Source organism: Methylobacterium planeticum, from assembly GCF_008806345.1.
GTDB classification, from domain to species: Bacteria; Pseudomonadota; Alphaproteobacteria; order Rhizobiales; family Beijerinckiaceae; genus Methylobacterium; species Methylobacterium planeticum.
The window spans coordinates 258637-284367 of the sequence record NZ_VZZJ01000002.1 but is presented as its reverse complement, the minus strand read 5'-3'; the positions used below and the strand labels follow the sequence as shown (position 1 = coordinate 284367).

General features: G+C 73.5%; 23 protein-coding genes and 1 pseudogene. 15 read left to right on the top strand and 9 right to left on the bottom strand.

Annotation, left to right across the window (positions count from 1 at the left end; genetic code table 11):
* Positions 1–39 precede the first annotated feature (39 nt).
* Entirely contained in the window at positions 40–1443 is a 1404-nt protein-coding gene (gene chrA, locus F6X51_RS03215) for a chromate efflux transporter (protein WP_150961757.1), read from the top strand.
* 36 nt (positions 1444–1479) lie between these two features.
* Here chrA and F6X51_RS03210 read toward each other — a convergent pair whose 3' ends face one another.
* The 5 genes from F6X51_RS03210 to F6X51_RS03190 form a co-directional block, all read right to left on the bottom strand.
* A complete protein-coding gene (locus tag F6X51_RS03210; protein WP_150961756.1) occupies positions 1480–2445 on the bottom strand; it encodes a hypothetical protein in 966 nt (321 codons plus the stop codon).
* A 101-nt stretch (positions 2446–2546) separates the two neighbouring features.
* A complete protein-coding gene (locus tag F6X51_RS03205; protein ID WP_150961755.1) occupies positions 2547–3242 on the bottom strand; it encodes an alpha-ketoglutarate-dependent dioxygenase AlkB in 696 nt (231 codons plus the stop codon).
* A gap of 7 nt (positions 3243–3249) precedes the next feature.
* Positions 3250–3885, bottom strand: a complete 636-nt coding sequence (locus F6X51_RS03200; RefSeq protein ID WP_150961754.1) for a 2,3-bisphosphoglycerate-dependent phosphoglycerate mutase — start codon at positions 3883–3885, stop codon at positions 3250–3252.
* Between the two features lie 104 nt (positions 3886–3989).
* Positions 3990–4787: a 4-hydroxy-tetrahydrodipicolinate reductase gene (dapB, locus tag F6X51_RS03195; RefSeq protein ID WP_150961753.1), complete on the bottom strand. Its 798-nt coding sequence runs from the start codon at positions 4785–4787 to the stop codon at positions 3990–3992.
* A 95-nt stretch (positions 4788–4882) separates the two neighbouring features.
* Positions 4883–6376 (bottom strand): hypothetical protein, encoded by a 1494-nt coding sequence (locus tag F6X51_RS03190; RefSeq protein ID WP_150961752.1) that lies wholly within the window; start codon positions 6374–6376, stop codon positions 4883–4885.
* Between the two features lie 240 nt (positions 6377–6616).
* On the opposite strand from F6X51_RS03190, the gene F6X51_RS03185 reads away from it, so the two are divergent.
* On the top strand, positions 6617–7015 hold the full coding sequence (locus F6X51_RS03185; protein WP_150961751.1) for a DUF3775 domain-containing protein: 399 nt from the start codon (positions 6617–6619) through the stop codon (positions 7013–7015).
* A gap of 63 nt (positions 7016–7078) precedes the next feature.
* On the opposite strand, the gene F6X51_RS03180 is transcribed toward F6X51_RS03185, so the two are convergent.
* Positions 7079–8500: an FAD-binding oxidoreductase gene (locus F6X51_RS03180; protein ID WP_150961750.1), complete on the bottom strand. Its 1422-nt coding sequence runs from the start codon at positions 8498–8500 to the stop codon at positions 7079–7081.
* A gap of 173 nt (positions 8501–8673) precedes the next feature.
* Positions 8674–9093: pseudogene (locus F6X51_RS03175) on the bottom strand (hypothetical protein); the annotation flags it as partial.
* 288 nt (positions 9094–9381) lie between these two features.
* Between F6X51_RS03175 and F6X51_RS03170 the strand changes: the two are divergent.
* The 4 genes from F6X51_RS03170 to F6X51_RS03155 all read left to right on the top strand — a co-directional run bounded on the left by F6X51_RS03170 (position 9382) and on the right by F6X51_RS03155 (position 14323).
* Positions 9382–9699: a hypothetical protein gene (locus tag F6X51_RS03170; protein ID WP_246696585.1), complete on the top strand. Its 318-nt coding sequence runs from the start codon at positions 9382–9384 to the stop codon at positions 9697–9699.
* 110 nt (positions 9700–9809) lie between these two features.
* Complete coding sequence (locus tag F6X51_RS03165) at positions 9810–10181, top strand: hypothetical protein (protein WP_150961749.1); 372 nt, start codon at positions 9810–9812, stop codon at positions 10179–10181.
* A 228-nt stretch (positions 10182–10409) separates the two neighbouring features.
* Entirely contained in the window at positions 10410–12680 is a 2271-nt protein-coding gene (locus F6X51_RS03160) for a sensor histidine kinase (protein WP_150961748.1), read from the top strand.
* Positions 12677–14323, top strand: a complete 1647-nt coding sequence (locus F6X51_RS03155; protein ID WP_246696584.1) for an ABC transporter substrate-binding protein — start codon at positions 12677–12679, stop codon at positions 14321–14323. Before F6X51_RS03160 ends, F6X51_RS03155 begins: the two co-directional genes overlap by 4 nt.
* A gap of 90 nt (positions 14324–14413) precedes the next feature.
* On the opposite strand, the gene F6X51_RS03150 is transcribed toward F6X51_RS03155, so the two are convergent.
* Positions 14414–16051 (bottom strand): alpha/beta hydrolase family protein, encoded by a 1638-nt coding sequence (locus tag F6X51_RS03150; protein ID WP_150961747.1) that lies wholly within the window; start codon positions 16049–16051, stop codon positions 14414–14416.
* 215 nt (positions 16052–16266) lie between these two features.
* Here F6X51_RS03150 and F6X51_RS03145 point away from each other — a divergent pair, with 215 nt between their 5' ends.
* From F6X51_RS03145 to F6X51_RS03105, 9 genes are all read left to right on the top strand, one after another.
* A complete protein-coding gene (locus F6X51_RS03145; RefSeq protein ID WP_150961746.1) occupies positions 16267–17067 on the top strand; it encodes an enoyl-CoA hydratase in 801 nt (266 codons plus the stop codon).
* A gap of 364 nt (positions 17068–17431) precedes the next feature.
* Positions 17432–17614 carry a NepR family anti-sigma factor gene (locus tag F6X51_RS03140; protein ID WP_150961745.1) on the top strand — a complete coding sequence of 61 codons (183 nt, stop codon included), beginning with the start codon at positions 17432–17434 and terminating at the stop codon, positions 17612–17614.
* 429 nt (positions 17615–18043) lie between these two features.
* Complete coding sequence (locus tag F6X51_RS03135) at positions 18044–18274, top strand: hypothetical protein (protein ID WP_150961744.1); 231 nt, start codon at positions 18044–18046, stop codon at positions 18272–18274.
* A gap of 371 nt (positions 18275–18645) precedes the next feature.
* A complete protein-coding gene (locus F6X51_RS03130) occupies positions 18646–19713 on the top strand; it encodes a sulfate ABC transporter substrate-binding protein (RefSeq protein WP_246696583.1) in 1068 nt (355 codons plus the stop codon).
* 9 nt (positions 19714–19722) lie between these two features.
* Positions 19723–20577 (top strand): sulfate ABC transporter permease subunit CysT, encoded by an 855-nt coding sequence (cysT, locus tag F6X51_RS03125; RefSeq protein ID WP_150961743.1) that lies wholly within the window; start codon positions 19723–19725, stop codon positions 20575–20577.
* Entirely contained in the window at positions 20570–21466 is an 897-nt protein-coding gene (gene cysW / locus F6X51_RS03120) for a sulfate ABC transporter permease subunit CysW (protein ID WP_150961742.1), read from the top strand. Before cysT ends, cysW begins: the two co-directional genes overlap by 8 nt.
* A gap of 19 nt (positions 21467–21485) precedes the next feature.
* Positions 21486–22511: a sulfate/molybdate ABC transporter ATP-binding protein gene (locus F6X51_RS03115; RefSeq protein ID WP_150961867.1), complete on the top strand. Its 1026-nt coding sequence runs from the start codon at positions 21486–21488 to the stop codon at positions 22509–22511.
* A 292-nt stretch (positions 22512–22803) separates the two neighbouring features.
* Complete coding sequence (locus F6X51_RS03110) at positions 22804–23841, top strand: cysteine synthase A (protein WP_150961741.1); 1038 nt, start codon at positions 22804–22806, stop codon at positions 23839–23841.
* Between the two features lie 133 nt (positions 23842–23974).
* Positions 23975–24130 carry a DUF3309 domain-containing protein gene (locus tag F6X51_RS03105; RefSeq protein ID WP_150961740.1) on the top strand — a complete coding sequence of 52 codons (156 nt, stop codon included), beginning with the start codon at positions 23975–23977 and terminating at the stop codon, positions 24128–24130.
* Between the two features lie 52 nt (positions 24131–24182).
* Here F6X51_RS03105 and F6X51_RS03100 read toward each other — a convergent pair whose 3' ends face one another.
* Entirely contained in the window at positions 24183–25676 is a 1494-nt protein-coding gene (locus F6X51_RS03100) for a trypsin-like peptidase domain-containing protein (RefSeq protein ID WP_246696581.1), read from the bottom strand.
* Positions 25677–25731: the final 55 nt, after the last annotated feature.

Genomic DNA, 25731 nt, shown 5'->3' with positions numbered 1-25731 from the left:
GCCGCGCGCCGGCCCCGCCACGACAGCGAGCGTCCCCGCATGACCGGCGCCGTCCTCGGTCCGCCCGCCCGTGAGCCCGCGGCGGCGGCCCGTCCGCCCGCCGTGAGCCTGCGCGAGGCCCTGCCGGTCTGGGCCCGCATCGCGGCCCTCTCGTTCGGGGGCCCGGCCGGGCAGATCGCGGTGATGCACCGCATCCTCGTCGAGGAGCGGCGCTGGATCTCCGAGAGCCGCTTCCTGCACGCGCTCAACTTCTGCACCCTGCTGCCCGGGCCGGAGGCGCAGCAGCTCGCGACCTATGTCGGCTGGCTCATGCACGGCACCCGCGGCGGCCTCCTGGCCGGGGGCCTGTTCGTGCTGCCCGGCCTTCTCGCCATCATGGCCCTGAGCTGGGTCTACGTTCTGCTCGGGCAGGTCGGCGCGGTGGCGGGCCTGCTCTTCGGCCTCAAGGCGGCGGTGCTCGCCATCGTCGCGCAGGCGGTGCTGCGCATCGGCCGCAAGGCCCTGCGGAGCCGGGCCATGGTCGCCCTCGCGGCGGCCTCCTTCCTGGCGATCTTCGTCCTCGACGTGCCCTTCCCGCTGATCGTCCTCGGCGCCGGGTCGATCGGCTATCTCGGCGGCCGGGCCGGGCTGGCGCAGTTCCAGGCCGGGGGCCACGGCGCCGTAGCGCCGGAGGATGGCGCGCCCTACCTCCTCGGCGACGAGGGGCTGCCGCAGGAGCAGGCCTCGCACGGGCACGTGCTCCGGGTGCTGGGGCTCTGGGGCACGGCCTGGCTCGCCCCCGTCGCCCTCATCCTCCTCTGGCTCGGGCCCGGCGACGTGTTCGCGCAGATCGCGCTGTTCTTCTCGCAGATGGCGATGGTGACCTTCGGGGGCGCCTACGCGGTCCTGGCCTACGTCGCCCAGCGGGCGGTCGAGCATTACGGCTGGCTCCGGCCCGGCGAGATGCTCGACGGGCTCGGACTCGCCGAGACGACGCCCGGCCCCCTGATCATGGTGACGCAGTTCGTGGGCTTCCTCGCCGCCTACCGGGCGCCCGGGTCGCTGCCGCCGCTCGTGGCCGCCACCCTCGGGGGGCTGCTCACCACCTGGGTGACCTTCGCGCCGTGCTTCCTCTGGATCTTCCTCGGCGCGCCCTATGTCGAGCGGCTGCGGGGCGACCGGGCGCTCGCCGCCGCCCTCGCGGCCGTGACGGCGGCGGTGGTGGGCGTCATCCTCAACCTCGCGGTCTGGTTCGCCCTGCACACGATCTTCGCCGAGGTCCGGCCGGTGGCGGCCGGGCCGGGCCGGCTCGACCTGCCCGTGTGGTCGAGCCTCGACCCCTTCGCCCTCGGGCTCAGCCTCGCCGCCCTCCTGGCGGTGTTCCGCTTCCGGGCCGGCATGATCGCGATGCTCGCGGCCTGCGCGGCGGCGGGGCTGGCGCTGCGCCTCGCCGGCGCGATCTGAGGCGGGGGATCCGAGACCGGGCCGCGCTCGGGCCCCTCACTTGACCTGCACGCTGTCGACGACCTCGCGGAACCTGGCGAGCGTGCCCTCGCGCTGGTCCTCCCGCACCACGCCGACCGCCCGCAGGTAGCCGTCGGGGGCGAAGCGGATGGTCTGGGAAACCACCACCGGCTGGTTCGAGGGAAGGTCGGTGGCGCGCGCCACGATCTCGTGCCAGTCGACGCCGTTCTGCCGGTAGCTCTGCGAGCGCTCGATCACGAAATCCTTCATGGTCTGGTTGGCGTAGAGCGCCGCGCGGGCGAAGCCGTCGCGCTGCTCGGCGCTCGGCGGCGGCTGCACCGCCTGGGCCAGCACCAGGATCGGCTGCTCCAGGTTCGACATCTGGTCCTTCGGCCCCTGCGTCAGCAGCACCGAGTTGCCGGCGAGCACCCGCACCGGCCGGAAGCCCGCCGGGTCGGTGATGCGGAACGGCAGGGCATCGACCTGCTGGTCGAGGCTGAGCGCCGGGCGGATGGTGAGGCCCGTCACCATGCCGCGCATGGTCTCCTCGGTCTCCGCGTCGGGGAGCGCCTGGGCGATGACGAGGCCCGTCACGCTGACCTCGCCCACGAGCAGCAGCCACTTGCGGATCGGCTGGCCGCCGGTGCTCTCGGCCGGCTGCTCGCCGGTATAGAGCAGCGCGTCGGCGCCCCCGACCTTGATCGGCTCGCGCTTCTCCACCACGAAGCCCTGGCTCTTCAGGTTCTCGTCCGTGAAGTTCTTCTCGAGATCCGCGTAGGCCGAGGGCGGCAGCTCGACCACCGAGACGGTGGCGCCGCCCTCCTTGCGCTCGAAGCCCGCGAAGCGGCGCGAGGGCGCCATGTCGGAGGGGGGCTCGAAGCCGAAGCGGGAGCCCGAGGGGTAGATCGGCTCGCCCGCGGCCCCCGCCCCCGACAGGGCGGCGAGGAGGCCGAGCGCCGCCAGCGGACGCGCGACGGGAGACAGGGCGTGACGCAACCGCATCGGACAGGTTCTCCGCGTGAGCCCCGGTTCCGCCGGGGGCTTGTTCGGCCGCCCCGCGGGGCGTCCTCCGTTGCGATGGGTCGGCGCCTCCCGGCCCGGTGTCAAGCGGGGGCCCCGCCCCGCGGCGGGTTCACGCGCCGCAGCGTCAGATTGCAACGTCCGCCGGGGGGCAGGATGCCGGGCAGCAGGGCCTCCGGCGGATCGGGACGGCCGGCCTCCAGCAGACCCGGAAGGTCGGACTCCGGCGCGAGGATGCGGTCGATCCCGTGGAAGATCAGGCGCGCGGCCCCGCCGATCACCACCGCGTCGCCCGGCCGGAGCCGCACCGAGCGGGTCGGGTCGCCCCGCCGCAGGCCGCCGTAGCGGAACAGGGCCGGCGCCCCGAGGGAGAGGGACAGGACGGGCGCGGCGAGGTCGCGCTCGTCCCGGTCCTGGTGCAGGCCCATCCGGGCGCCCGGGGCGTAGAGGTTGACGAGGCAGGCCTCCGGCGGGGCCTCGTAGCCGGACAGGGCCGCCCAGGCCGCGAGGGCGGTCGGGGGGATCGCCGGCCAGGGCGCCCCGGTCTCGGGATGGTGCGGCTGGTAGCGGTAGCCGGCCTCGTCCGAGACCCAGCCGAGGGGGCCGCAATTCGTCATCCGCACGGAGAACGGCCGGCCGGTGCGCGGCATCCGGGGCGTCACGGGGGGCGCCAGCGCGAGCGCCGTCGCGAGCTCCCGGGCGAGATCCGCGCGGGCGCCGGCATCGAGGCAGCCCGGATGGTGGATCAGCCCCGGCGCGAGCGCGACGGCCCCGGCCATGCGCCCCTCATTCCTGATCGATGTCGCGCTCCAGCACCGTCTTCATCAGCACGGTGGTGTCGGCCTTGAGCCGGTAGACCAGCGGGATGCCGGTGGCGATCTCGAGCCCCGCGATGGTGGCGGGGGTCATCCGGTCGAGCACCATCACGAGGGCGCGCAGCGAGTTGCCGTGGGCGGCGATCAGGACCCGGTCCCCCCCCATCACGCGGGGCAGGATGGTCTCGATGTAGTAGGGCAGGACCCGCGCGGCGGTGTCCTTGAGGCTCTCGCCGCCGGGCGGGGGCACGTCGTAGGAGCGGCGCCATTGGTGCACCTGCTCGGCGCCCCAGCGGTCGCGGGCATCGTCCTTGTTGAGCCCGGCGAGGTCGCCGTAATCGCGCTCGTTCAGGGCCTGCGAGCGCACCACCTCGATGTCGGAGAGGTCCATCTCGCCGAGGATCAGCGAGCAGGTGCGCTGCGCCCGCTTCAGGTTCGACGTGAAGGCGACGTCGAAGCCGTATCCCTGGTCCTTGAGCCAGCGCCCGGCCTGGCGCGCCTCCTCGACGCCGAGATCCGTCAGGTCCGGGTCCCGCCAGCCGGTGAACAGCTTCTTCAGGTTCCACTCGCTCTGGCCGTGGCGAGCGAGGACGAGCAGGCGGTCCATCGGGACGATTCCTTGTGTGATCCGAACGGCTTCGCGCCGGAGGCCGGGAGCCGGATGATGCCGGCTCTAGCAGAGCCTCGACCGGCGCCCAAGCTTGGGGGCGGTTACAGGCCGAGCACGTCTGTCATGCCGTAGAGGCCCGGCGCCTGCGGGAACGCCCACTGCGCCGCCCGCACGGCGCCCCGGGCGAAGATGCCGCGATCCTCGGCGTGGTGGCTGAGGGTGATGCGCTCCCCCGGCCCCGCGAAGGTGACGCTGTGGTCGCCCACCACCGTGCCGCCCCGCAGGGCGGCGAAGCCGATATCGCCGGGGCGGCGCGCCCCCGTATGCCCGTCGCGGGTGGAGACCCGGACCTCGGGCAGGCTCACGCCGCGCCCCTCGGCCGCCGCCTCCCCGAGGAGCAGCGCGGTGCCGGAGGGGGCGTCGACCTTCATGCGGTGGTGCATCTCGACGATCTCGATGTCGAACTCCTCGCCGAGCGCCGCCGCGACCCTGCGCACGAGGCCCGCCAGCACGTTCACGCCGAGGGACATGTTGCCCGAGCGCACGATGCGGGCGTGGTGGGCCGCCGCCGCGAGCTTCCGGAGGTCGGCCTCCGCGAGGCCCGTGGTGCCGACCACGTGCACGATCCGGGCCTGCGCGGCGAGTTCGGCGAAGAACGTGGTGGCGGCGGGCGTCGTGAAGTCGAGGACGCCCTCGGCCGCGGCGAAGACCGGCAGCGGATCGTCCGTGACGGGGACGCCGAGGGGCTGGAGCCCGGCGAGCGTCCCGGCATCCTGCCCGAGCGCCGGCGAGCCCTCGCGCTCGATCGCCCCCGACAGGGTGCAGCCCTCGGATTCCGCCACCGCACGGATCAGCATCCGCCCCATGCGCCCGTCGGCGCCCACCACGACGAGCCGCATGCCTCAAGCCTTCTCACCCGGTTGCGTGGCGGTGGGGTACAGGCTCGGGGCGGGACTGCCAAGAGCAGGGGCGGGCCCGGTCGACGGCGCCGGGCTCACTTCGCGCCCACCTGCCGCACCGACCAGGTGCCCCAGTAGACCGGGCGGCCGAACACCGTCGAGGCGCCGGTGCCGTCCTGGCCCGGGGCGAGGCGGTCGAGCCAGGTCAGGAAGCCGGCCTTGGCGGGGAAGCTCGCCGGGGTGTCGAGGTTGCCGTAGCGGTCGGTCATCCAGAAATGCTGGGCCCGCCCGAAGCGCCCGCTGCCGTCGCCGCCCGAGCGCAGGCCGAGATAGGCCGGCGAGCGCATCGCCGTCACGGGCTCGGCGTACCAGGTCAGGCCCGCGAGCGCGCCGACCGAGAGGTCGGGCGTGTACTGCACGCAGAGATCCGCGACCGGCCCGCCCGGCGCGTTGGCGGGGCGGCTGCAGCTGTAGGACACGGCCCAGCGGTCCATCCCCTTGGCCTTGGCGACCCGCACGAGGCTCTGGACCGGCAGCGGCTCGGCCACGAGGCGCGGGGCCGACCAGACCCGGTCGCCCGCGAGGTCGCGGCTGGTGCGCAGGTAGAGGCCGAGGCGCCGCTTCAGCACCGGCTCGTTGCAATCGGCCGGCAGCACATCGGTGTAGAAGTAGTGGTAGACCTGATCGACCACGCTGATCGAGCCGACGAGGCCGTGGGTGTCGAAGCCCTGGCCGGTGCAATTGGCGATAACGGGCTGGCCCGCCGCGTCGAGCACGGCGCTCGGGCTCGGGTTGTCGCCCCCGCGGGCGCGGCGGCGGGGCCTGTCCTCGGTTTCCGGCATGAAGGGCGCCCAGACGAGGGCTTCCGCCGCCGGGGTCCCGGCCCGGCCCGGAGGCTCCCTGCCCCCGCCCGCCTTGTCCGCGCCCGCCTTGTCCGCGTCCTCGCGGCTGCGGATGTCGAAGCGCTCGAAATCGTAGGTGCGCGCCTGGATCAGCACGTGGCGGTTGCCGCCCTCGGTCGGCGCGGTGGCGAGCAGGAACACGTAGTAATACTCGTCGCCGGCCCAGTCGCGGCCGGTGATCACCATCGGGTTGCGGGCCGCGATCCCCTCGACCGCCGGCGCGGGGGGCGCCGCGGTCTCGCCGCGCCCGCCTCCACGCTTGCCGCGCCGACGCTCGGCGCGGGTCTCGGCGCGGCTTTCCGGACGGGTGAGCGCGCGGGCCATCTCCCAGAGCCGGTGGCGGGTCGGCGGCATCGTGGTGGCGAGCTGCTCGGGAAGGCGGCCTGAGCGCACGGAGCCGCCGTCGAGGGGGGTCGTCGCGCGCCGCGCCTCGCAGGACTCGCCCCGGCGGCGGGCCTCGGTCGGCGTCTCGCCCTGGTACACCGCCTGGAGCGGCCCCGGCGCGCCCTTCGCGCCGGTGAGGCGCAGGAGCTGCACGTTGCCGGCGAACTCGCAGGGACGGGGCGTGAAGAACACGCCCTCGGCCTCGCCCCCGCCGCGGCAGATCTCCAGGGCCCCGCCGCCGGTGAGGAAGCAGGTCGGCGCCGCGTCCCCCTGCGCCCGGGCCGAGGGGACGAGCGCCGCCATCCCGAGGAGGAGACCCGCCGAGACGACGCGGGGCGGGCGGGGGCGGGCTGCGGCAGGACGGGCAATCGACACGACTGCCGAGTTAGCGCGCCGCCCCCTCAGCGAAAAGGACCGGGACGCCCGCGATGCCTACTGAACCGCGGGTCCGGCGAAGATGCGGGCGGTCCGCCGAACCGCTTCGGCCCTCAGGTGTTGTCGGTGCGCCGGGCCCGTTCGGCCCACACGCATCAGGAGCCGCCCATGGACATCGCCGTCGACAAGGTCACCGAGATCATCCTGCGGCTGCGGGCGATCGACGTGAAGGAAGGCGCGACCGATCCGGATTCGGGCTCGAACCCGATCGACGACGGCTCCACCGACGTCCTCGTCTCGGGCACCGACGACGCCACCGAGGAGGAGGTGCGCGGCATGATCGCCGGCCTCAACGACGACGAGCGCGCCGACCTGCTGGCACTGCTCTATGTCGGGCGCGGCGACATGGAGCCGGAGGAATGGGGCGAGGCCGTCCGCTTCGCCCGCGAGCGCGAGGCCGCGGGCGAGGGCGCCGCGCACGAGCTCCTGGGCTCCCCGGATGCCGGCGACCTCCTCGACGAGGGCCTCGACGCCCTCGGCATCACCCCGGACCTGCCGCAGGCGTGAGGGGCCCCGGCCGCGCGGCCCGGATCCGAGCCCCGCGGCCGGGACTCTCGCGATCCCTCCCTCCTATTCCTCCCCCAGCATCGCCCCCGCATTCATCACCCCGTCCGGGTCGAGGCCGCGCTTCAGCGTGGCCATGAGGGCGCGGCGGGTCGGGTCGGTGTAGCGCGCGAGGAGGTCGCGCTTGAAGCGGCCGATGCCGTACTCGGCGCTGAAGCTGCCGCCGAGCGCGAGGGCGATGGCGTAGAGGTCGTGGGCGATGCCGGCCTCGACCGTGCGGCTGAAGGCGAGGCGGTCCTGCCCCTTCGGCACCACGAGATTGTAGTGGATGTTGCCGTCGCCGACATGGCCGTAGAAGGACAGGCGCACCGCGGGCAGGCGCTCCGCCAGCAGCCGGCCGCCCTGCTCCAGGAAGTCCGTCAGCCGGGAGACCGGCACCGCGATGTCGTGCTTGAACGAGCCGCCCGCGTGCTTCTCGCCCTCCGGGATCGTCTCGCGGATCGTCCACATCTCGCGCCGCTGCGCCTCGGATTGCGCCAGGATGGCGTCCTCGACCCAACCCTGCTCCATCAGGAGCTCGAGGGTCCCCATCAGCACGTCGTCGAGGGGGATGCGGGCGGAGGAGGCCTGCAGCTCGAGGAGCACCGCGCCGCCCGGGCCCGTCCTCAGGCCGATCGGGGCGCCGCGCATCTCCGCCACGAGGGCGAGGGAGGAGGCCGAGATCAGCTCGAAGGTGGTGGCGAGGTCGGCGGTCTCGCGGCGCACCAGGGCGGCGATCTCGGGCAGCGGCGCGCCCTCGGCGAGCTGCAGCCAGGCGGTCGCCCGGAAGCCCTGCGCCGGCCACAGCTTCAGCACCACCCCGGTGACGATGCCGAGCGTCCCCTCGGCACCGATGAAGACCTGCTTCGGATCGGTGCCGATGTTGTTCTTGCGCAGGTGGCGCATGTCGGAGAACAGGCTGCCGTCCGCCAGCACCACCTCGAGCCCGAGGACGAGGTCGCGGGTCATGCCGTAGCGCAGCACCTGCAGGCCGCCCGCATTGGTGCCGAGATTGCCGCCGAGGCGGCAGCTGCCCTCCGAGCCGAGGCTGAGGGGCAGGAGCAGGTCCTGCGCGGCCGCCGCCGCCTGCGCGTCCGCCAGGATCGCGCCCGCATCGCAGGCGAGGGTGAAGTTGAGGGGATCGACCGCGCGGATCCGGGTCATGCGCTCGAGGCTGACCACGAGCTGGTGCCGCCCGGGCTCCGGCGTCGCGCCGCCGACATAGCCGGTATTGCCGCCCTGGGGCACGAGGCCGTAGCCGTGCCGCCGCGCGAGCCGCACCAGCCCCTGGACCTCCTCGACCGAGCGCGGCCGCAGGACGGCCGGCGTCTCGCCCCGCATCAGCTCGCGATGGTCCAGGGTGTAGCGCGCCAGCATGTCCGGCGCCGTGAGCACGCCCCCCGCGCCGAGGAGCGTGCGGAACGGTTCGAGGGCGTCGGGCTCGGGCATCGGGGCTGTCCCTGGCGGGTGGACGTCTCTGCGGGCTCTCCGGCGCCCGTCTTAGCAGGCGCCGACGGCCGGGCCGAGCCCGCGCCGGATTTCTACTGCGGCGGCTTGTTGGCAGGAGGCGCCTCGCCGGCGGGCTTGTTGGCAAGAGGCGCCTCGCCGGCGGGCGCATTGGCTGGAGGCGCCTCGCCGGCGGGCTTGGCCGCCGAGCCGTCGGGGGCGGGCGGCGCGGCGCCCGCCGGCAGCAGGACGTTCCTGGCGACGTTGCCCTCGGGGCCGTACTCGCCCGCCACCGCCAGGCAGGCCTGCTCGCGGTTGAGCGCCATCTGGTTCGACATCAGGGCGAACATGGTCTGGACCCGGGCGCCGAAGGGGCCGCGCGGGCTGACATCCTCCGAGCGGGTGTTCTGCTTGGCCAGGAGCGCGTCGAACTGCTCGGTGCCGATGCGGTAGCCGCAGACATTCGAGGCCGCGAAGATGTAGGCGGCGAATTCGAGCGCGCGGGGGGCCGGCGCGTTGCGGATCTGGCCCTGCGCGGGCAGCGCGGCGGCGAGCCCTGCGGCGAGGCCGAGGGCGGGGGTGATGAAGCGGCGCATCCTGGGCGGTTTCCTCGTTCTCGCGAGCGGCCTCTGCGGAGCCGCTTCCGATCGGAATCCGAGATAGATCAGGCCGCCACCGCCACCAAGGGCGCATCCCGCCCGCTCCCTTCGGCGAATTGCCTCAGCGGGCGCCGCCTCCCCGCGCCTCATGTTGCGTCGGGAGCCGGCGACGCAACATTTCGGGCCCGATCCCCGGATCCTGTGACGCGCGACGCAAAACTGCGGACATGCAGGCCCCTTAGACGGGGCGTCGGGAACGGCTCAACGAAGCCGGGAGGGTGTGTCATGTCGATCTTCGTTCCACTGAGCTGCGTCAGCGCCGTCCTGGCGACGGGCCTCGCCGCCGGCCTGACCCTGGCGATGCCGGCCGCCGGCAAGGCTCCGGCGATCGCGGCGACTGGCGTCGCGGCGACTGCCGCCGCGGCCTCTGCCACCGCGCAGCCTGCCGCCGCGCCGGCACTTCCCGCAGAGGCCGGTGCCTGCCGGCAGGCCGCGTGGCCCTACGTCCCGGCCGCCTGCACGGCCGCGTCCGGCGCCCGTCCGGTGCGGATCATCGCCCTCGGCGATCCGGCGCAGCCGGTCCGGGTGCCCGGGCAGCGCTGAGGATCCTCGCAATCGGCGAGGTCGGCGCAATTCGAAGCAATTCCTGAGGCCGCCCGCAACGGGCGCGGCCGCAGGCTGACGGCGCCCCGCCCAGGATTCGGACGTTCACCATGTCCCACTTCTCGGAAGACTTCCTCAACGCCGACCCGGACGGCCTCGCGCGCCTGCGCGACATCCTGCACGGGCGGTCCGCGCCGGCGCCGGACCGCCCGAGCCTGGCCGTGCGCTTCGGCGCCGGACCGGCGGCCACCGCGCCGGCCGGCCGCGCCACGTCCCCGGGCAGCGGCAGGAACCTCGGCAGAAACCTCGGCAAACCCCTCGGCCAGTCCTCGCGCGGCGCCGACAAGCTCGGCCCGAGCAAGGACGACCCGAATCGATCCGGCGCGAAGTCTTCGGGCAAGGGCGCGCGCCACCTGAAAGGTCCAGGTCCCGATCGCTGCGGGTCGCCGAAGGTCACGCGCAAGACCCTCGTCACGCCCTGAGGCCGCGAAAGCGCGCGGCCCCAAGGTTCCGGGTCCAGCGCCGGAGCAGACCGGCTTACGAATCGAGGTTTCGGCGCGCGCTTGCCCGCTCCCGCGAACGATTTACACTGGCGTCACGGCTCGGCGACGCAGCCCGGGTCTCGCCCGCAGGCCCGGCGCAGCCTCTGCGCCCGGATCGGCACGCCGGAACGGGCGGGGCGGCGGTCGGGCGTTGCGCGAGGAGCCTTGATGCGGGTCGGCCGGAAGATCCTCCTCGTCGGCGGCGTCCCGATCCTGATCGCGGCCGCGATCGCGCTGGCGGGCTGGCTCCTCCTGGCGCAGGAGGAGCGCGCCCGCGGCGGCGCCGTGGTGGCCGGCCAGGTCGACCGCGTCCTGGCGCTCGCCCGGATGGTGCGGGACGATTACGTCGAGGCGCGCGCCGGCGACCGCGCGGCCCATGCGGAGCGCTTCCTGGCGCTCACCGGGGAGGCCGGGACCGGGCTCGACGCCCTCAAGGCCTACGTGCGCACCGCCGACCAGACCGCCCGCATCGCCTCCGCCAAGGGCGCCCTCGACCGCTACGTCGCCCGGATGCGGGCCTTCATCCGCGTCACCCGCGAGAATGACGGGCTGATCGCCGAGATGGCGACCCGGGCCGGGCGCCTGATCGAGCTCGCCGACCGGGCGCGCCTGCGCCAGCAGGCCTCGAACGCCGACCTCGTGCGCTCGCTCAGCGAGAAGGTGCAGCGCCTGAGCGCCACCCGCGACGTGCTCGCCGGGATCAACGACATGCGGGCGAGCGCCGCCGAGATCGCCCTCGACCGGGCGCGCCGCGAGAGCGCGCCGCCCCTCGAATTCGCCCGCGACGTGGCGCGCCTGCGCGAGGCGGCCCGGGGCCTTGCCGCCGCCCTGCGGGCGCAGGGGCGCGGGCGCGAGGCCGGCGAGCTCGAGGGGCTCGCCGCCGCCGAGGCGAGCGGGGCCGCGCCCGGCCTCGCGGCCTGGGGCGAGCGCCTGCTCAAGATCGATTCCTCGGGGCAGCGCACCCTGCACGAGGAGGTGGCGCAGCTCCTCACCTACGCGATCGAGGCCAACGAGACCGAGCAGGCGACGCAGAACATCGCGGTGACGACGCTCCGGCTCGGGCAGCGCACCGCCGACGCCCTGGTGCGCCGCGACGCCTCCGCCGCCCGGGCGATGCTGGCGGAGGGCGAGCGGCTCTCCGCCAAGACCGCCGCCCTGCCGATCTCGCCCCTGATCCAGGCCGAGATGATCGACGCGGTCGACGGCTGGCGCAAGCGCCTGACCACCACCCTCGACGGGCTGCGGCGCCAGACCGAGATGCTCGCCGACATGGACGGCCTCGCCGCCGCCATGAGCGCCAGCGCCCAGAACCTCAACGACGCCTTCGTGGGCGATGCCGAGCGCTTCGGTGCCTCGATCCGGCAGATCCTGCTCGCGGGGGCGGCGGCGGGGCTGCTCATCGGCACCCTGGTGGCGCTGGCGGTGGCGCGCGCCATCACGACGCCGCTGCGCCAGCTCCAGGGGGACATGATCGCGCTCGCGGCCAACCCGGCGGGCGGGCTGGTGAGCGGCCTGCGCCGGGGCGACGAGCTCGGCGACATCGCCCGCGCCACCAACTTCTTCGTCACCGAGATCGCCCGGCGCGAGCAGGCGCTGCGGCGCGCCAAGGACCAGGCCGACGCCGCCCTCCTCGACCTGCGCCAGGCCCAGGCCGACCTGATCCGGGCCGAGAAGCTCGCCTCCCTCGGCCAGCTCGTGGCCGGCGTCGCCCACGAGATCAACACCCCGCTCGGCCTCGCGCTCACCACCGCCACGGTGGTGCGCGACGAGACCGGCGCCTTCCAGGCGACGCTCGCCTCCGGCCAGCTCTCGCGCTCGCGCCTGACCCACTACGTCGAGCGGGTGCAGGAGGGGGCGGCCCTGCTCTGCACCAATCTGGCGCGGGCGGCCGACCTCGTCCACGGCTTCAAGCAGGTGGCGGTCGACCGGGTCAGCGACGAGCAGCGCCGCTTCGCCCTCGACACCTGGCTCGACGAGCTGCTGGCGAGCCTGAAGCCCCTCCTGCGCCAGGGCGGCCACGGCATCGCCCGGACCTGCCCGCCGCTCACGGTCGACACCAATCCGGGGGCGCTGGCGCAGGTGGTGACGAACGGCATCACCAACGCGGTGGTGCACGGCTTCGCGGCGGGCCGGCCCGGCACGATCCGGGTGAGCGTGTCCGAGGCCGGCGCCGGCTTGATCCGCCTCGAGATCGCCGATGACGGGCGCGGCATCCCGCCCGAGAACCTGGAGCGGATCTTCGACCCGTTCTTCACCACCGCCCGCTCGCGCGGCAGCACGGGGCTCGGCATGCACATCGTCCACAACCTCGTCACCGCCAAGCTCGGCGGCCGCATCACGGTCACGAGCCGGCCCGGGGAGGGCACCTGCCTGCGCGTCGAGTTCCCGGCCGCGATCCGGGCGGCGGAGCGCCCGGCGCTCGCCTCGGTGGCCGGATGATGCGGCGGCGGACGACGCGCCGTCCCGGGCGCCCGGCCCGGCTCGCCTTCGCGGCGATCCTCGCGGCCGTTCCGGCGGCCCTGCCCGGGCCTGCCTCGGCCAAGACCCTGGTGTTCTGCTCGGAGGGCAACCCGGAATCCCTCGATCCCGCCCGGGTGACCACCACGACGGCCATGAACGCGACCTGGCAGATGTTCAACACGCTGGTGGAGTTCGCCCCGGGCTCGACCGTGATCCGGCCCGCCCTGGCCGAATCCTGGCGGGTGTCGGAGGACGGGCGGACCTACGACTTCACCCTGCGCGAGGGGGTGCGCTTCCACGAGAACGCGCGCTTCCGACCGCGGCGCCCGCTCGACGCCGACGACGTGCTGTTCTCGTTCCTGCGCCAGTGGAAGCCCGACCACCCGTTCCACGGACAGGGCGGCTTCGCCTATTTCCGCGACCTCGGCCTCGCCGACCTGATCGAGGCGATCGACGCGCCCGATCCCCGAACGGTGCGCTTCCGCCTGAAGGAGCCCGACGCGACCTTCCTGGCGAACCTCGCCCAGGCCTTCGCGTCGATCCAATCGGCCGAGTACGCCGAGGCCCTCGCGGAGACCGGCGCGAAGGACGCCCTGGCGCAGGAGCCGATCGGCACGGGCCCCTTCGTGTTCGCCGGCTACAAACCCGACATCACCGTGCGCTACCGGGCCTTCGAGCCGTATTGGCGCCGGCCCGAGGCGGCACAGCCCGGCCTCGCGCCGATCGACGGCCTCGTCTTCTCGATCACCCCGAACCCGGCGGTGCGGCTCGCCAAGCTCAAGGCCGGCGAGTGCCACGTCATGGCCTTCCCGGCGCCGACGGACCTCGCCCGGATCGAGGCCGACCCGAACCTGATCCTCGACGCCAAGGCCGAGCTCAACGTCTCCTACCTCGCCCTCAACACCCGCAAGCCCCCCTACGACGACGTCCGGGTGCGCCGAGCCATCAACCTGGCGATCGACCGGCGCGCCATCGTGGAGGGCGCCTACGGGGTGGCCGGCCTCGCGGCGCGCGGCCCCCTGCCCCCCGGCCTCTGGGCCGCCGACGCGGACCTGCCCGAGATCGCCTACGACCGGGCCGAGGCCCTGCGGCTGCTCGCGGAGGCCGGCCACCCCGAGGGCTTCGAGACCGACCTCTGGTACCCGCCGGTGAGCCGGCCCTACAATCCGGACGGCCGGCGCGTCGCCGACATGATCCAGGCCGACCTCGCCCGCGTCGGCATCCGGGCGCGCCTCGTCACCGAGCCCTGGAGCGCCTATCGGGCCGCCCTCTACGGGGGCGTGCCGCAGGCGATGCTGTACGGCTGGACCGGCGACAACGGCGACCCGGACAACTTCCTCAACGTGCTGCTGGGCTGCAAGGCGGCGGCCCCCGGCGGGGCGAACCTCGCCCGCTGGTGCGATCCCGAATACGACGCCCTGATCCAGGCGGCGCGGCGCACCGCCGATGCGCCGGCCCGCCGGGCGCTCTACGTCCGGGGGCAGGCGATCATGCTGCGGGAGGCGCCCTGGGCGCCCCTCGCCCACACCGTCGTCCACATGGCGCTGCGCCGCGGCGTCGGCGGCTTCCGCATGGATCCCCTCGGGCGCCACCTCTTCGAGGGCGTCGTCCTGGGCGAGTGATCGACCCCCTGGCGTGCGGGTCCGCGCGAAACGATTCCGGCCGGCCGGGCTCCCCAGACCGTCCCGGGCGCGGCGGGTGGCGTCCGGGACTCACGCCCCCGCGAAGGTGCTGCGCCCCTCGAGCGCCCCGAATTGCAGGTAGTGCTGGAGCGGGTCGAGCCCCGCCCGGGCGACGTCGGCATAGGCCGCCAGATACGCCGACGTGTCGAAGGCCGCGGAGGGGTCCCGGCCCTCCCGGAAGCCGATCGTGTCGTAATGCGTCAAGGGATTGATCCCGGCCCGCGCCACGTCGGGGTTCTCGGCCAGATACGCCGAGGTGTCGAACAGGGCGTTCGGGTCGCGGCCCTCCCGCCAGCCGTGATCGGCGAAATGCCGGAGCGCGAAGGCCTCGGCGTCGCCGCCCGCCGCAATGGCCGCCCTGGCCACGTCCGGGTTGGCGAGGAGGTAGAATTCCGGGTCGAAGGCCCCGCCGATGTCGGCGGCCCGGCCGATCGCCGCGTAGGCCTGGCGCCCCTCGGCCTGTCCGGATTGCAGGAAATGCGCGAGGGGATCGAGGCCCGCCGCCCGCACGTCCGGGTTGGCCCGGAGGTAGAGCTCGTTGTCGAAGTTGGCGCCGGGGTCGCGGCCCTCCCGCCAGCCGTTCGCGTCGTAATGCGCCAGGGGGTCGAGCCCGGCCGCCCGCACGTCGCCCTGCGCCGCCAGGTAGCCGACCGTCGAGAAGTAGGCGTTCGGGTCCCGCCCCTCCCGCCAGCCCGAGGCCGCGTAATGCGCCTCCGGCTCGACCCGGGCCTCGAACACGTCGGGATTGGCCACGTAGTAGAAGACGTCGTCGACCAGGGGCTTGCCGTCGCCGAGGACGCCCGAGACGATGCGCAGGTAATCGGCGCCCGTGTAGCTGTCCATCCAGGCGGGCCCGGCCACGCCCGGCTGGTTCGGGAACAGGTCCTCCCTGTAGGCCGAGAGCCGGTGGAACAGGGCGGCCTGGACCGCGAAGGTCGCCAGCGCCTCGGGGCGCAGGTCCGGATCGGCGTAGGCGAGGCCGGCCGCCACGAGCGGCGCCGCCTCCGCGATGTCGCCGAGGTAGCGCACCGAGCCGTAATGCGCGATCCGGTCGCTATAGAGGAAGAACGTCTCGACCGGCAGGGGAAAGCCGTTGGCGTAGTTCCCGACCGGATCGCCCCGCTCGACGTAGTTGGTGAGCAGCCCGCTGGCGCCCGGCGGCACGAAATCCGTCGAGAGCCCGGGAGTCCCGTAGGTGATGCCCGTGAGCCCGGTCTGGGCCGCGACGTACTCGGCCTCGGCCGCGCCGAGGGAGTGCCCGGTGATGACGATGTTCGCCCGCGGGATGCCCTGGCTCTCCGCCGTGGCGATGACGGATCGGGTGAAGGCGAGGGCGTCCGAGAGGGCCTGGGGCAGCTCGCCCTTGTAGAGCGCGAGGTCCGCGAAGATCTGCGCCACGGCGAATTCCGGCTGCTGGGGCAGGATGCCGAGATTGGTCCCCTCGAAGCCGATCAGGATGGTCCTGTCGGTCCCCGTCCCGGACGCGTAGGCCGCGCCGTAGAAGCCGGAGGCCTTGCGGAATGCGTCGTAGTCGTTGCGCGAATCATAGTGGTTCGCCGCGACCGGGAACGCCGTCAGCCCGTCCCCCAGGGAGCCGGACGTCGGCATGCCGCTGAAATAGGTCCAGTTCGAGAGGTCGAGATAGGCTTTCGGGCTCAGCGCGGCCATGAACTGCCTCTCCCCTCACCGGCGCGGATCGGCCGAGCCTGAGCGTGAGGCGGCCAAGCCCGAGCTTGAGGCCGGGGCGCCGCGCCGGCAATCGAGAAGGCTTGCGCGCAACCGTACCTTGCCCCCGCCACGGCCCGGGGCGTCCCGCCGCGGACGCGGCGTGCTAGGTCTCAGGGGGAATGCGGGCGCCCAACCCGCGCAGAGGAGCCGCCCCGATGCCCGCCGCCCAGATCTCCGCCGTGCCTGCCCCCGCGCTCCTCCTGCGGGAGGAGCGCGACGGCATCGCCACCCTGACGCTCAACCGGGGCGAGGCCCGCAACGCCCTCTCGATGGCCCTGATGGCGGCCCTGCAGGACGCCTTCGACGCCATCGCGGCCGAGTCCGGCGTCCGGGCCGTGATCCTCCGGGGCGCCGGGCCGGCCTTCTGCGCCGGGCACGACCTCAAGGAGATGCGGGGCGCGGGGCCGGCGGCGGTGGAGGCGGTGTTCCGGGCCTGCTCGCGGCTGATGCTGACGATCACCCGCCTGCCCCAGCCCGTGATCGCGCAGGTCCACGGCATCGCCACCGCGGCGGGCTGCCAGCTCGTGGCGACCTGCGACCTCGCCCTCTGTGCCGCGGACGCGCGCTTCGCCACCCCCGGCGTCCAGATCGGGCTGTTCTGCTCGACGCCGATGGTCGCGCTCTCGCGGGCGGTGGGGCGCAAGGCGGCCCTCGAGATGCTGCTCCTCGGCGAGCCGATCGATGCCGCCGAGGCGCACCGCATCGGCCTCGTCAACCGGGTGGTCCCGGGGACGGAGCTGGAAGGGGCGGCCCGGGCCATGGCCGAGCGGATCGCCGCCAAGTCCCGCCGCGTGCTCGCCCTCGGCAAGGCAGCCTTCGCGGCCCAGGGCGCGCTCGATCTCGAGGCGGCCTACGCCTACGCGGCCGGGGTGATGACCCGGAACATGATGCTCGACGATGCGGCCGAGGGCATCGACGCCTTCCTGCAGAAGCGCGCGCCGCGCTGGGCCGATTAAGGCCTCGGGTGGCCTCCGCCGGGACCGGGGCCCGGTCGATGCGGGCGTCGGGACGCGCGCCTGCGCATCACCACCGGCGCGTCAGAAGATCGGGCCGGCCCGCCGGCGTCCGAGCGATTCCGGACCCGTTCTCAATGATGACGATCCGTGGCGTCACGCCGAGATCCTCGAAAATTCTCCCGAAATCACGCCAGTATTCGCGACGCAGCGCTTCAGGCCGACCGCGGTGTTTGGGTGAAGAGGCAGGTTACTGGGAAATACGGTCAACGTAATCCACAGCATTCCCCGACGGTTTGTTCCGCCGCGCTCACCGTTCCTTAACCACGCGGACGCCACCATGAGCCCTCGACCGCGTGAGGTTCCGATGGCGACGCCGAAGCTGCAGATGGACCGGAGGGCGGAGACGCCGACCGTCGCGCCCCTGAGCCCGAGCGTGCGCCGGCATCTCGGCCGCAGCCTGCAGGCTCTCTACGCCGAGACCCTGTCCGCCCCGGTCGGGGCCCGCCTCGAAGCGCTGCTCGCCCGGCTCGATCCGCGCAAATCCTGACGCGCCGCCCGACGCCGGGTCCCCCACGCGAAACGCCCGGACCGGCACCCGCCGGCCGGGCGTTTCGCGTTGCGGACGGACGGTTCAGTCGAGGGCGACGGCGACGAGGGAGAACAGGCCGGCGAGCATCAGGTTGCCGGCGAGGACGAGGGCGATCACGGTCATGGCGGGGTGTCTGGCCTGGGGATCCTGGGGCGCTCTGCGCGCCGCCGCCTTCTAGCCGCAAGCCGGGCCCCGCGCCCGTGTTTTGAGGCCCCGCCGGGGCTCGATCGCGCGACAAGGTTGACGGCGATGCAGGGGCGCCACGCGACCTCCGCGCCACACCGGGACGCGGAATGCGGGCGCGGCGCCCCGCCCCCGGAACCGCCGCAATTCGGTTAAGGTTTCGTTCATGATGCCGGACGGCTCCGGCGACCGAAGGGGACGGCGATGGTGACGTCGATCGGCGACGCGATTCTGGCAGCCTCGAGCCTGCTCGGCCTCGGGTTCCTGCGCTCGGCGGAATCCGCCGCGCCGACGCCCGCTCCGCGCGGGTCGGGGCCCGCCCTCCGGACGATTCCGGCGCCGCAGCCCGACCACGCGCCCGACGACCGGCTGCAGGCGCGGCTCGCCGAGACCATCGCGGCCGACCTGGCGGCAGCCGGATACCTGAAGGCCTGATTCTTCGGTCCCACCCCGCACGAGCCCGTTCTCCGCGCCCGAGGTGGCCATGTCATGGCGCGGGCCCCCGTCCGCGCCGGACGCATTCCGGGCAGCACCGCTTCGTGATCGCCAGAACGTTCTTTCTAAAGAACTCCTCCGAAACAATGCGATCCTTCTCTGTCTCCAGGCGTTGAAAGGAATAATCTTTTTGCATCGCCCTGACCTATCCGGTCTCGGACGCAACTCGTGCTACGTATGCGGCAAAGCGGGACTCGGGCTTCGGCCCAGCTCGCTTGACAACGTTCTTTAAAACGAACGACAACCGGGGCCGCGGAGGAGCGGCCGGGCCGTGCCTCCCGTCTCGGACCATTGTGGCGGAGTAGACAGACGTGAGCGAGCACAGCCTGACGCGGAGCCGGCGCCCTGGGCGGACGGGCCTCCTCCCGAGCCTCCGGGTCGCCGCCTGCCTCGCCGCGACCGCCCTCACCGCGCTCCCGCTCGCGTCTCCGGCCTCAGCCGACAGCGCGCTCCTGAACGTGTCCTACGATCCGACGCGGGAACTCTACCGCGACATCAACGCGGCCTTCGCCGAGGAGTGGAAGGCCAAGACCGGCGAGACCGTGACGGTGCGCGCCTCGCATGGCGGCTCGGGCGCGCAGGCCCGCACGGTGATCGACGGCGTCGACGCGGACGTGGTGACCCTCGGGATCCCCTCCGACATCGACGCGATCGCGCGGCTGACGAAGAAGATCCCGGCGGATTGGCGCGCGAAGCAGCCGAACCAGGGCCTGCCCTACACCTCGACGGTGGTGTTCCTCGTGCGCAAGGGCAACCCGAAGGGCGTCAAGGACTGGGACGACCTCGTGAAGCCGGACGTGAAGGTGATCACCCCGAACCCGAAGACCTCGGCGGGCGGGCGCTGGAACTTCCTCGCCGCCTGGGGCTACGCCTACAACAAGGACAAGGACACCGAGAAGGCCAACACCTTCGTGGGCCAGATCTACAAGCAGGTGCCGGTCCTCGACACCGGCGCGCGCGGCTCCACCATCACCTTCGCGCAGCGCGGCCTCGGCGACGTGCTGCCGACCTGGGAGAACGAGGCCTACCTCGTGTTCGAGGAGTTCGGGCGCGACAAGTTCGACGTCGTGGTGCCGCCGACCTCGATCTACGCCGAGCCGCCGGTCGCCCTCGTCGATGCCAATGTCGACCGCAAGGGCACCCGCAAGCAGGCCGAGGCCTACCTCGCCTTCCTGTACTCGGACAAGGCGCAGGCGATCTTCGCCAAGCACCATTACCGTCCGCTCAAGCGCGAGGCGGCGGCGCCCGCGGATCTGGCCCAGCTCCCGGACGTTAAGCTGTTCAAGATCGAGGATCTCCAAGGCAACTGGGACGAGATCCAGAAGAAGAACTTCGACAGCGGCGGCCTGTTCGATCAGCTCAGCCGCGCGGGGCGCTAGGAGCAGGCCATGGTCGATGCGCCGCGCCCGAAACGGCAGTTCCGCCGGCCGAGCGTGATCCCGGGGTTCGGGATCACCTTCGGGTACACCCTGACATGCCTGAGCCTGATCGTGCTCCTGCCCCTCGCCGCCCTGGTGGCGAAGTCCTCGGAGATCGGCCTCTCGGGCATCGTCGAGGTGGCGACGGACCCGCGCGTGGCCAGCGCCCTGCGGGTCAGCTTCGGCGTGTCGCTGCTCGCGGCGCTGACGGCCTCGGTCTTCGGCTTCATCGTCGCCTGGGTGCTCAGCCGCTACCGGTTCCCGGGCCACAGGATCGTCGACGCGGTGGTCGACCTGCCCTTCGCCCTGCCGACCGCGGTGGCCGGCATCGCGCTGGCCTCCCTCTACGCGCCGACGGGCCTCGTCGGGGCCCAGCTCGCCAGGTTCGGCATCCAGGCGGCCTACACGCCGCTCGGCATCTTCATCGCCATGGTGTTCATCGGCCTGCCCTTCGCGGTGCGCACGGTGCAGCCGCTCATCGCGGAGATCGACAAGGAGGTGGAGGAAGCCTCCGCCACCCTCGGGGCGACGCGCCGGATGACGCTGGTGCGGGTGGTGCTGCCGCCGCTGATCCCGGCGGTGCTCACCGGCTTCGCCCTCGCCTTCGCGCGGGGCGTCGGCGAGTACGGCTCGATCATCTTCATCGCCGGCAACCTGCCCTACGTCTCCGAGATCGCCCCGCTGCTCATCGTCATCAAGCTCTCGGAATTCGACTACGCGGGGGCGGCCGCCATCGCGACGATCATGCTGGCGATCTCGTTCCTGACCCTGCTCGCCATCAACCTGATCCAGGCCTGGAGCCGGCGGAGGTTCGGATATGTCTGAGGGTCTCGGCGCCGCCCTGCCCATCGACGCGCACCAGGCCGAGGGCCGGGCGAAGAGCGTCGTCACCGAGGGGCGCGCCGTGCGCTGGCTCCTCACAGGCCTCGCGATCGTGTTCCTGGCGCTGTTCCTGGTGCTACCGCTGTTCACCGTCTTCGCGCAGGCGCTCGCCCGCGGCTGGGACGCCTACTTCGCGGCCTTCCGGGAGCCCGACGCCCTCTCGGCGATCCGCCTGACCCTGACGGTGGCGGCCATCGCGGTGCCGTTCAACCTCGTCTTCGGGGTGGCGGCGGCCTGGGCCATCGCCAAGTTCGAGTTCGTGGGAAAGAGCCTGCTGATCACCCTGATCGACCTGCCCTTCTCGGTCTCGCCCGTGGTGTCGGGGATGATCTACGTGCTGATCTTCGGCTCGCAGGGCCTGTTCGGGGCGTTCTTCATCGAGCACGGCATCCAGATCATCTTCGCGGTGCCGGGCATCGTGCTGGCCACGATCTTCGTGACCTTCCCGTTCGTCGCCCGCGAGCTGATCCCGCTGATGCAGGAGCAGGGAACCACGGACGAGGAGGCGGCCTTGACGCTCGGCGCGTCGGGTCTCCACGCCTTCCTGACGGTGACGCTGCCCAACATCCGCTGGGGCCTCCTCTACAGCGTCCTCCTGTGCAACGCCCGCGCGATGGGCGAGTTCGGCGCCGTCTCGGTGGTGTCGGGCCATATCCGCGGCCTCACCAACACGCTCCCGCTCCACGTGGAGATCCTCTACAATGAATACAACTTCGTTGCCGCGTTCGCCGTCGCCTCCCTCCTCGCCGGCCTTGCGCTCGTCACCCTCCTCGTCAAGTCGCTCCTCGAGTGGCGCTACGCCGACGACCTCGCGGCGGGAGCCCGGCACTAGCGCGCCCGGCTCCACGGCGATCCGGGTCGAGGGCCTGTCGAAGACCTTCGACACGGCGGCGGTGCTGCACGACTTCCACCTCGAGGTGCGGGCGGGGGAGCTGCTCGGCCTGCTCGGCCCCTCGGGCTCGGGCAAGACGACGCTCCTGCGCATCATCGCGGGGCTCGACTTCCCCGATCGCGGCCGCATCCTGTTCGGGGGCGACGACGCCACCGGCCTGCCGGTGCAGCAGCGGGCGGTGGGGTTCGTGTTCCAGCACTACGCCCTGTTCAAGCACATGAGCGTGGCCGACAACATCGCCTACGGGCTCAATGCCCGGAAGCGCTCGGAGCGGCCGAGCAAGCCCGAGATCCGCCGCCGCGTCGGCGATCTCCTCGACCTGATCAAGCTCTCGGGCTTCGCCGACCGCTACCCGTCGCAGCTCTCGGGCGGCCAGCGCCAGCGCATCGCGCTCGCCCGGGCCCTCGCGGTCGAGCCGCGCGTGCTGCTCCTCGACGAGCCCTTCGGGGCCCTCGACGCCCAGGTCCGCAAGGACCTGCGCCGCTGGCTGCGCGAGATCCACGACCGCACCGGCCAGACCACCATCTTCGTCACCCACGACCAGGACGAGGCGCTGGAGCTCTCCGACCGGGTCGCCGTCCTCGACCGGGGCCGCCTGGAGCAGGTCGGCACCCCGGACGAGGTGCAGGACAACCCGGCCTCCGCCACCGTGCTGCGCTTCCTCGGCGACGCCATCGAGCTCGAGGCGATCGCCGAGGGCGGGCGCGTGCTCGTCGACGGGAAGCCGACCGCGGTGGCGGCGCCGAAGGGCGCGGTCGGGCCGGTCAAGCTCTTCGTGCGCCCCTGGCAGCTCCAATTCACCGACCCGGCGGAATCCCAACTCGTCGGCACGGTCCGGTCCTCGCACCGCAGCCAGGGCCGCCAGCGCATCGAGGTCGCGCGCGCGGACGGGCGCCTCCTCGTCGTCGAGGATTTCGACGGCGAGCGCTACGCCGCGGGCCGCGATGTCGGCCTGCGGATCAACGGCGGGTACGTGTTCGCGTAGGACCTTGCCCTCCGGATTTTGATGCGACTAGATCACCGGCCAAGGCACATGCCCGGAGCGATCAGGGATTGAGCCAGGCCGGGAAGCGCCCTGATCGGATGCGCCGGAACCCGCTCCGGCTCCTCCCAGCCCGGGCCCTTGTCGCCGTCATGGAGGGGGTCGCGATGCCGGTGCGCGACCACGACCTCGAGCTTCGCCGCACTCCTCCGGAGGACGGGGGAGACCGGATCGCCACAGCCCGGCGGATGGGGCGCACCCTGCCCCCGCCCGCCGACGTCTCGGAGACACGCGCCTGACCTCCCCCCGTCCCGACATCCTCGCCGCCATCGGCGGCACGCCCCTCGTTCGCCTGCGCCGGGCCTCGGAGGAGACCGGCTGCACCATCCTCGGCAAGGCCGAGTTCCTGAATCCGGGCCTGTCGGTGAAGGACCGGGCGGCCCTCGCGATCGTGCAGGACGCGGAGGCGCGCGGGCTGATCCGGCCCGGCGGCACCATCGTGGAGGGTACGGCCGGCAATACCGGGATCGGGCTGGCGCTGGTCGCCAGCGTGCGCGGCTACCGCACGCTCATCGTGATCCCGGAGACCCAGTCGGCCGAGAAGAAGCAGACCCTGCGGCTCGCGGGCGCGCGCCTCGTCGAGGTGCCGGCGGTGCCCTTCGCCAACCCGAACAACTACGTCCACGTCGCCCGCCGCCTCGCCGAGCGGCTGGCGGAGACGGAGGCGGCCGGCGCCTTCTTCGCCGACCAGTTCGACAACGTCGCCAACCGCCGGGCCCACCTAGAGGGGACCGGCCCCGAGATCTTCGAGGCGACGGGGGGACGCATCGACGGCTTCGTCTGCGCGGCCGGCACCGGCGGGACCCTCGCGGGGGTGGCCGAGGCGCTCCGCGCCCGCAACCCCGCGGTGCGGGTCGCCCTCTCGGACCCGGAGGGCTCGGCGCTCCACGCCTATTACACCACCGGCACCCTCAAGGCGGAGGGCTCCTCGATCACGGAGGGCATCGGCCAGGGCCGGGTGACCGGCAACCTCGCGGGCTTCCGGCCCGATCATTCCTTCCGCATCCCCGACCGCGAGGCCCTCGACATCGTCTTCGGGCTGATGCGCGAGGAGGGCCTGTCGCTCGGCGGCTCCTCGGGCATCAACGTGGCGGGGGCGATCCGCCTCGCGCGCGCGCTCGGCCCCGGCCACACCGTCGCGACCATCCTGTGCGACGGCGGGGCGCGCTACGCCTCGAAGCTGTTCGACCCGGACTTCCTGCGCACGCGCGGCCTGCCGGTTCCGGACTGGCTCGAGGCCGCGCCGCCGCCCGTGCCGGACTGGCGCGCCTGAGGCACGCGTGAGCCGACTGAATTATTCCGGAGAACCTGCATCTCGGCGTTGAACGGAATCGACTCAGGCGACGTTGGAACCGTCAAGCTCGCGTCGGATGGACCCATCTGCGGGCCGACCGGAGATCACGTCCATGTCCTTGACCACCATTCTGCTGATTGTCCTGATCCTGATCGTCCTCGGCGGCGGCAACTTCCTGGGCGGCGGCGCCTATCGGGGGCCGAGCTTCGGCCTCGGCGGCCTCCTCGTGATCATCCTGATCGTGCTGCTGGTCACCGGCCGGCTCTGACCTCGGGACAGGCCGGGACCCGAAGCCGCGCGGCCTCGGGACGGGCGGGGCTCTAGCGCCCGCACCCGATCCCCAGGACGGCGCCCGAGACCGGCGCCGCCACGGCCCCGAGGCTCGCCGACACCCCCGCCCCTGCCCCCGACGGGGCGGGGGCGATCCCGTTCTCCGACAGGAAGGCCGCGACGGCACTGCCCGGAACCAGCGGCAGGCTCGTCGGCGGCATCACCCCGGCGACGAGGCGGGGCGCGGCTGGAAACCGGGCGACGAGGCCCGCGAGCGCGCCCGCCCGGTCGAGCACCGGCGCCCCGGCCGAACCGGGCTGGAGCGGCGCGAACACGCCGCCCGCCGCGGAGCCCGACCCGGCCGCCACCGAGACACCGCCCGCATCGGCCGCCACCACCACGAGGGCATCGCCCTCCGCCACCGGATTCGGACGGGCCGGCAGCGCCGCGACCGCGCGCGCCGCGCTCGATTCCAGGAGCGCGAGGCCGCGGCCCGGGTCCGACGCCACCACCCGGGCGGCCATCCCGCCGATGCGCGGCGCCGCGCAGCCCTCGAGCGCCGCCGCGGCCGTCAGCACCCGGCCCGGCGCCACCCCGATGCCGGTCGCGGCGGGTACCTGCGGGGCGGGTGCCTGCGCGGCGGGCGCGCTCGCCGCCGCCGCCGCAGGCGCCAGCTTCGCGGCCGCGGCGGGTGCCGCCGGGGCGGGTGCGGCCAGAGCGGAAGCGGCCGGGGCCGCGGCGTTCGGGAAGGGCACGAAGCTGTTGGCGATCGCGATGACGAGGCGGTCGATCTCGCCCGCGAGCGCCTTGTCGTACCCGAGGGCGAAGCCGCGGATGCCCTCCGGGCCGGCGGCGTAGCGGATGTAGGATTTGCCGCCCGCGGTCTCGGCCGTGACCACGATGAAGTCGGGCCGCTTCAGCTTGTAGGTCACCTTGCGGTCGTTCAGGGCGGCGGTCGCGCGCTCGAACAGGGCGTCGAGGTCGGTCTCGCCGGGCGGGAAGGAGCGGCTCTCGAGGGTGACGCGCCCGTCCGCGCTCTGGAAGCGGGTGCCGCCGGGCACGGGAGCGCGCTTCGTGAACCAGCGCTCGGGCAGGCCGAGGACGGCGCCGCTCGCCGGGTCGGGCTTCACGGTGAAGCGCGCGGCCTTGCGGGCCGCCTCGCCCGCCGCCAGGATCGCGGCCCGCAGGCGCGGCTCCAGCGGGTCCGCGGCCGCCGCGGCGATGCGCGCCCGGAAGGCGTTCAGGGCCTCGAAGGTGCGCCGCCCGAAGGTGCCCGCCACCACGCTGGTGTAGTCGCCGGTCCAGATCAGGGCGTCCTGCAGGCCCTTGCGCTCGGCCTCCGGCAGCGCCTCGAACGCCGTCCTGGCCGCCTCGTAGGCGGGGTCGGGCTGGGCGGGCGCGGGAGGGGCAGCAGGCTTCGGCCGGGGGCCCGGGGCCTGCGCGCCGGCGCTTCCCGCGCCGAGAGCCGTCACGCCGAGAACCGCCGTGCCGAGAACGGCTGCCGCGAGGCCGGTCACGAGGCCGATGCGTGGGCGGCGCGCCATCCGATGAGATCTCCGACCCGGGGGCGGGGAAACTGGCAGAGCCGGCGGCCGATGA

Excerpts from the sequence above, each read along its gene's own strand:
- chrA (WP_150961757.1), top strand. The coding sequence starts at position 40 with ATGACCGGCGCCGTCCTCGGTCCGCCCGCCCGTGAGCCCGCGGCGGCG.
- cysW (WP_150961742.1), top strand. The coding sequence starts at position 20,570 with ATGTCTGAGGGTCTCGGCGCCGCCCTGCCCATCGACGCGCACCAGGCC.
- F6X51_RS03155 (WP_246696584.1), top strand. The coding sequence starts at position 12,677 with ATGATGCGGCGGCGGACGACGCGCCGTCCCGGGCGCCCGGCCCGGCTC.
- F6X51_RS03150 (WP_150961747.1), bottom strand. The coding sequence starts at position 16,051 with ATGGCCGCGCTGAGCCCGAAAGCCTATCTCGACCTCTCGAACTGGACC.
- F6X51_RS03190 (WP_150961752.1), bottom strand. The coding sequence starts at position 6,376 with ATGGCGGCGCTCGTCCCCTCGGCCCGGGCGCAGGGGGACGCGGCGCCG.
- F6X51_RS03145 (WP_150961746.1), top strand. The coding sequence starts at position 16,267 with ATGCCCGCCGCCCAGATCTCCGCCGTGCCTGCCCCCGCGCTCCTCCTG.
- F6X51_RS03100 (WP_246696581.1), bottom strand. The coding sequence starts at position 25,676 with ATGGCGCGCCGCCCACGCATCGGCCTCGTGACCGGCCTCGCGGCAGCC.
- dapB (WP_150961753.1), bottom strand. The coding sequence starts at position 4,787 with ATGCGGCTCGTCGTGGTGGGCGCCGACGGGCGCATGGGGCGGATGCTG.
- F6X51_RS03105 (WP_150961740.1), top strand. The coding sequence starts at position 23,975 with ATGTCCTTGACCACCATTCTGCTGATTGTCCTGATCCTGATCGTCCTC.
- F6X51_RS03200 (WP_150961754.1), bottom strand. The coding sequence starts at position 3,885 with ATGGACCGCCTGCTCGTCCTCGCTCGCCACGGCCAGAGCGAGTGGAAC.
- F6X51_RS03205 (WP_150961755.1), bottom strand. The coding sequence starts at position 3,242 with ATGGCCGGGGCCGTCGCGCTCGCGCCGGGGCTGATCCACCATCCGGGC.
- F6X51_RS03135 (WP_150961744.1), top strand. The coding sequence starts at position 18,044 with ATGGTGACGTCGATCGGCGACGCGATTCTGGCAGCCTCGAGCCTGCTC.
- F6X51_RS03140 (WP_150961745.1), top strand. The coding sequence starts at position 17,432 with ATGGCGACGCCGAAGCTGCAGATGGACCGGAGGGCGGAGACGCCGACC.
- F6X51_RS03165 (WP_150961749.1), top strand. The coding sequence starts at position 9,810 with ATGTCCCACTTCTCGGAAGACTTCCTCAACGCCGACCCGGACGGCCTC.
- F6X51_RS03210 (WP_150961756.1), bottom strand. The coding sequence starts at position 2,445 with ATGCGGTTGCGTCACGCCCTGTCTCCCGTCGCGCGTCCGCTGGCGGCG.
- F6X51_RS03185 (WP_150961751.1), top strand. The coding sequence starts at position 6,617 with ATGGACATCGCCGTCGACAAGGTCACCGAGATCATCCTGCGGCTGCGG.
- F6X51_RS03180 (WP_150961750.1), bottom strand. The coding sequence starts at position 8,500 with ATGCCCGAGCCCGACGCCCTCGAACCGTTCCGCACGCTCCTCGGCGCG.
- cysT (WP_150961743.1), top strand. The coding sequence starts at position 19,723 with ATGGTCGATGCGCCGCGCCCGAAACGGCAGTTCCGCCGGCCGAGCGTG.
- F6X51_RS03160 (WP_150961748.1), top strand. The coding sequence starts at position 10,410 with ATGCGGGTCGGCCGGAAGATCCTCCTCGTCGGCGGCGTCCCGATCCTG.
- F6X51_RS03170 (WP_246696585.1), top strand. The coding sequence starts at position 9,382 with ATGTCGATCTTCGTTCCACTGAGCTGCGTCAGCGCCGTCCTGGCGACG.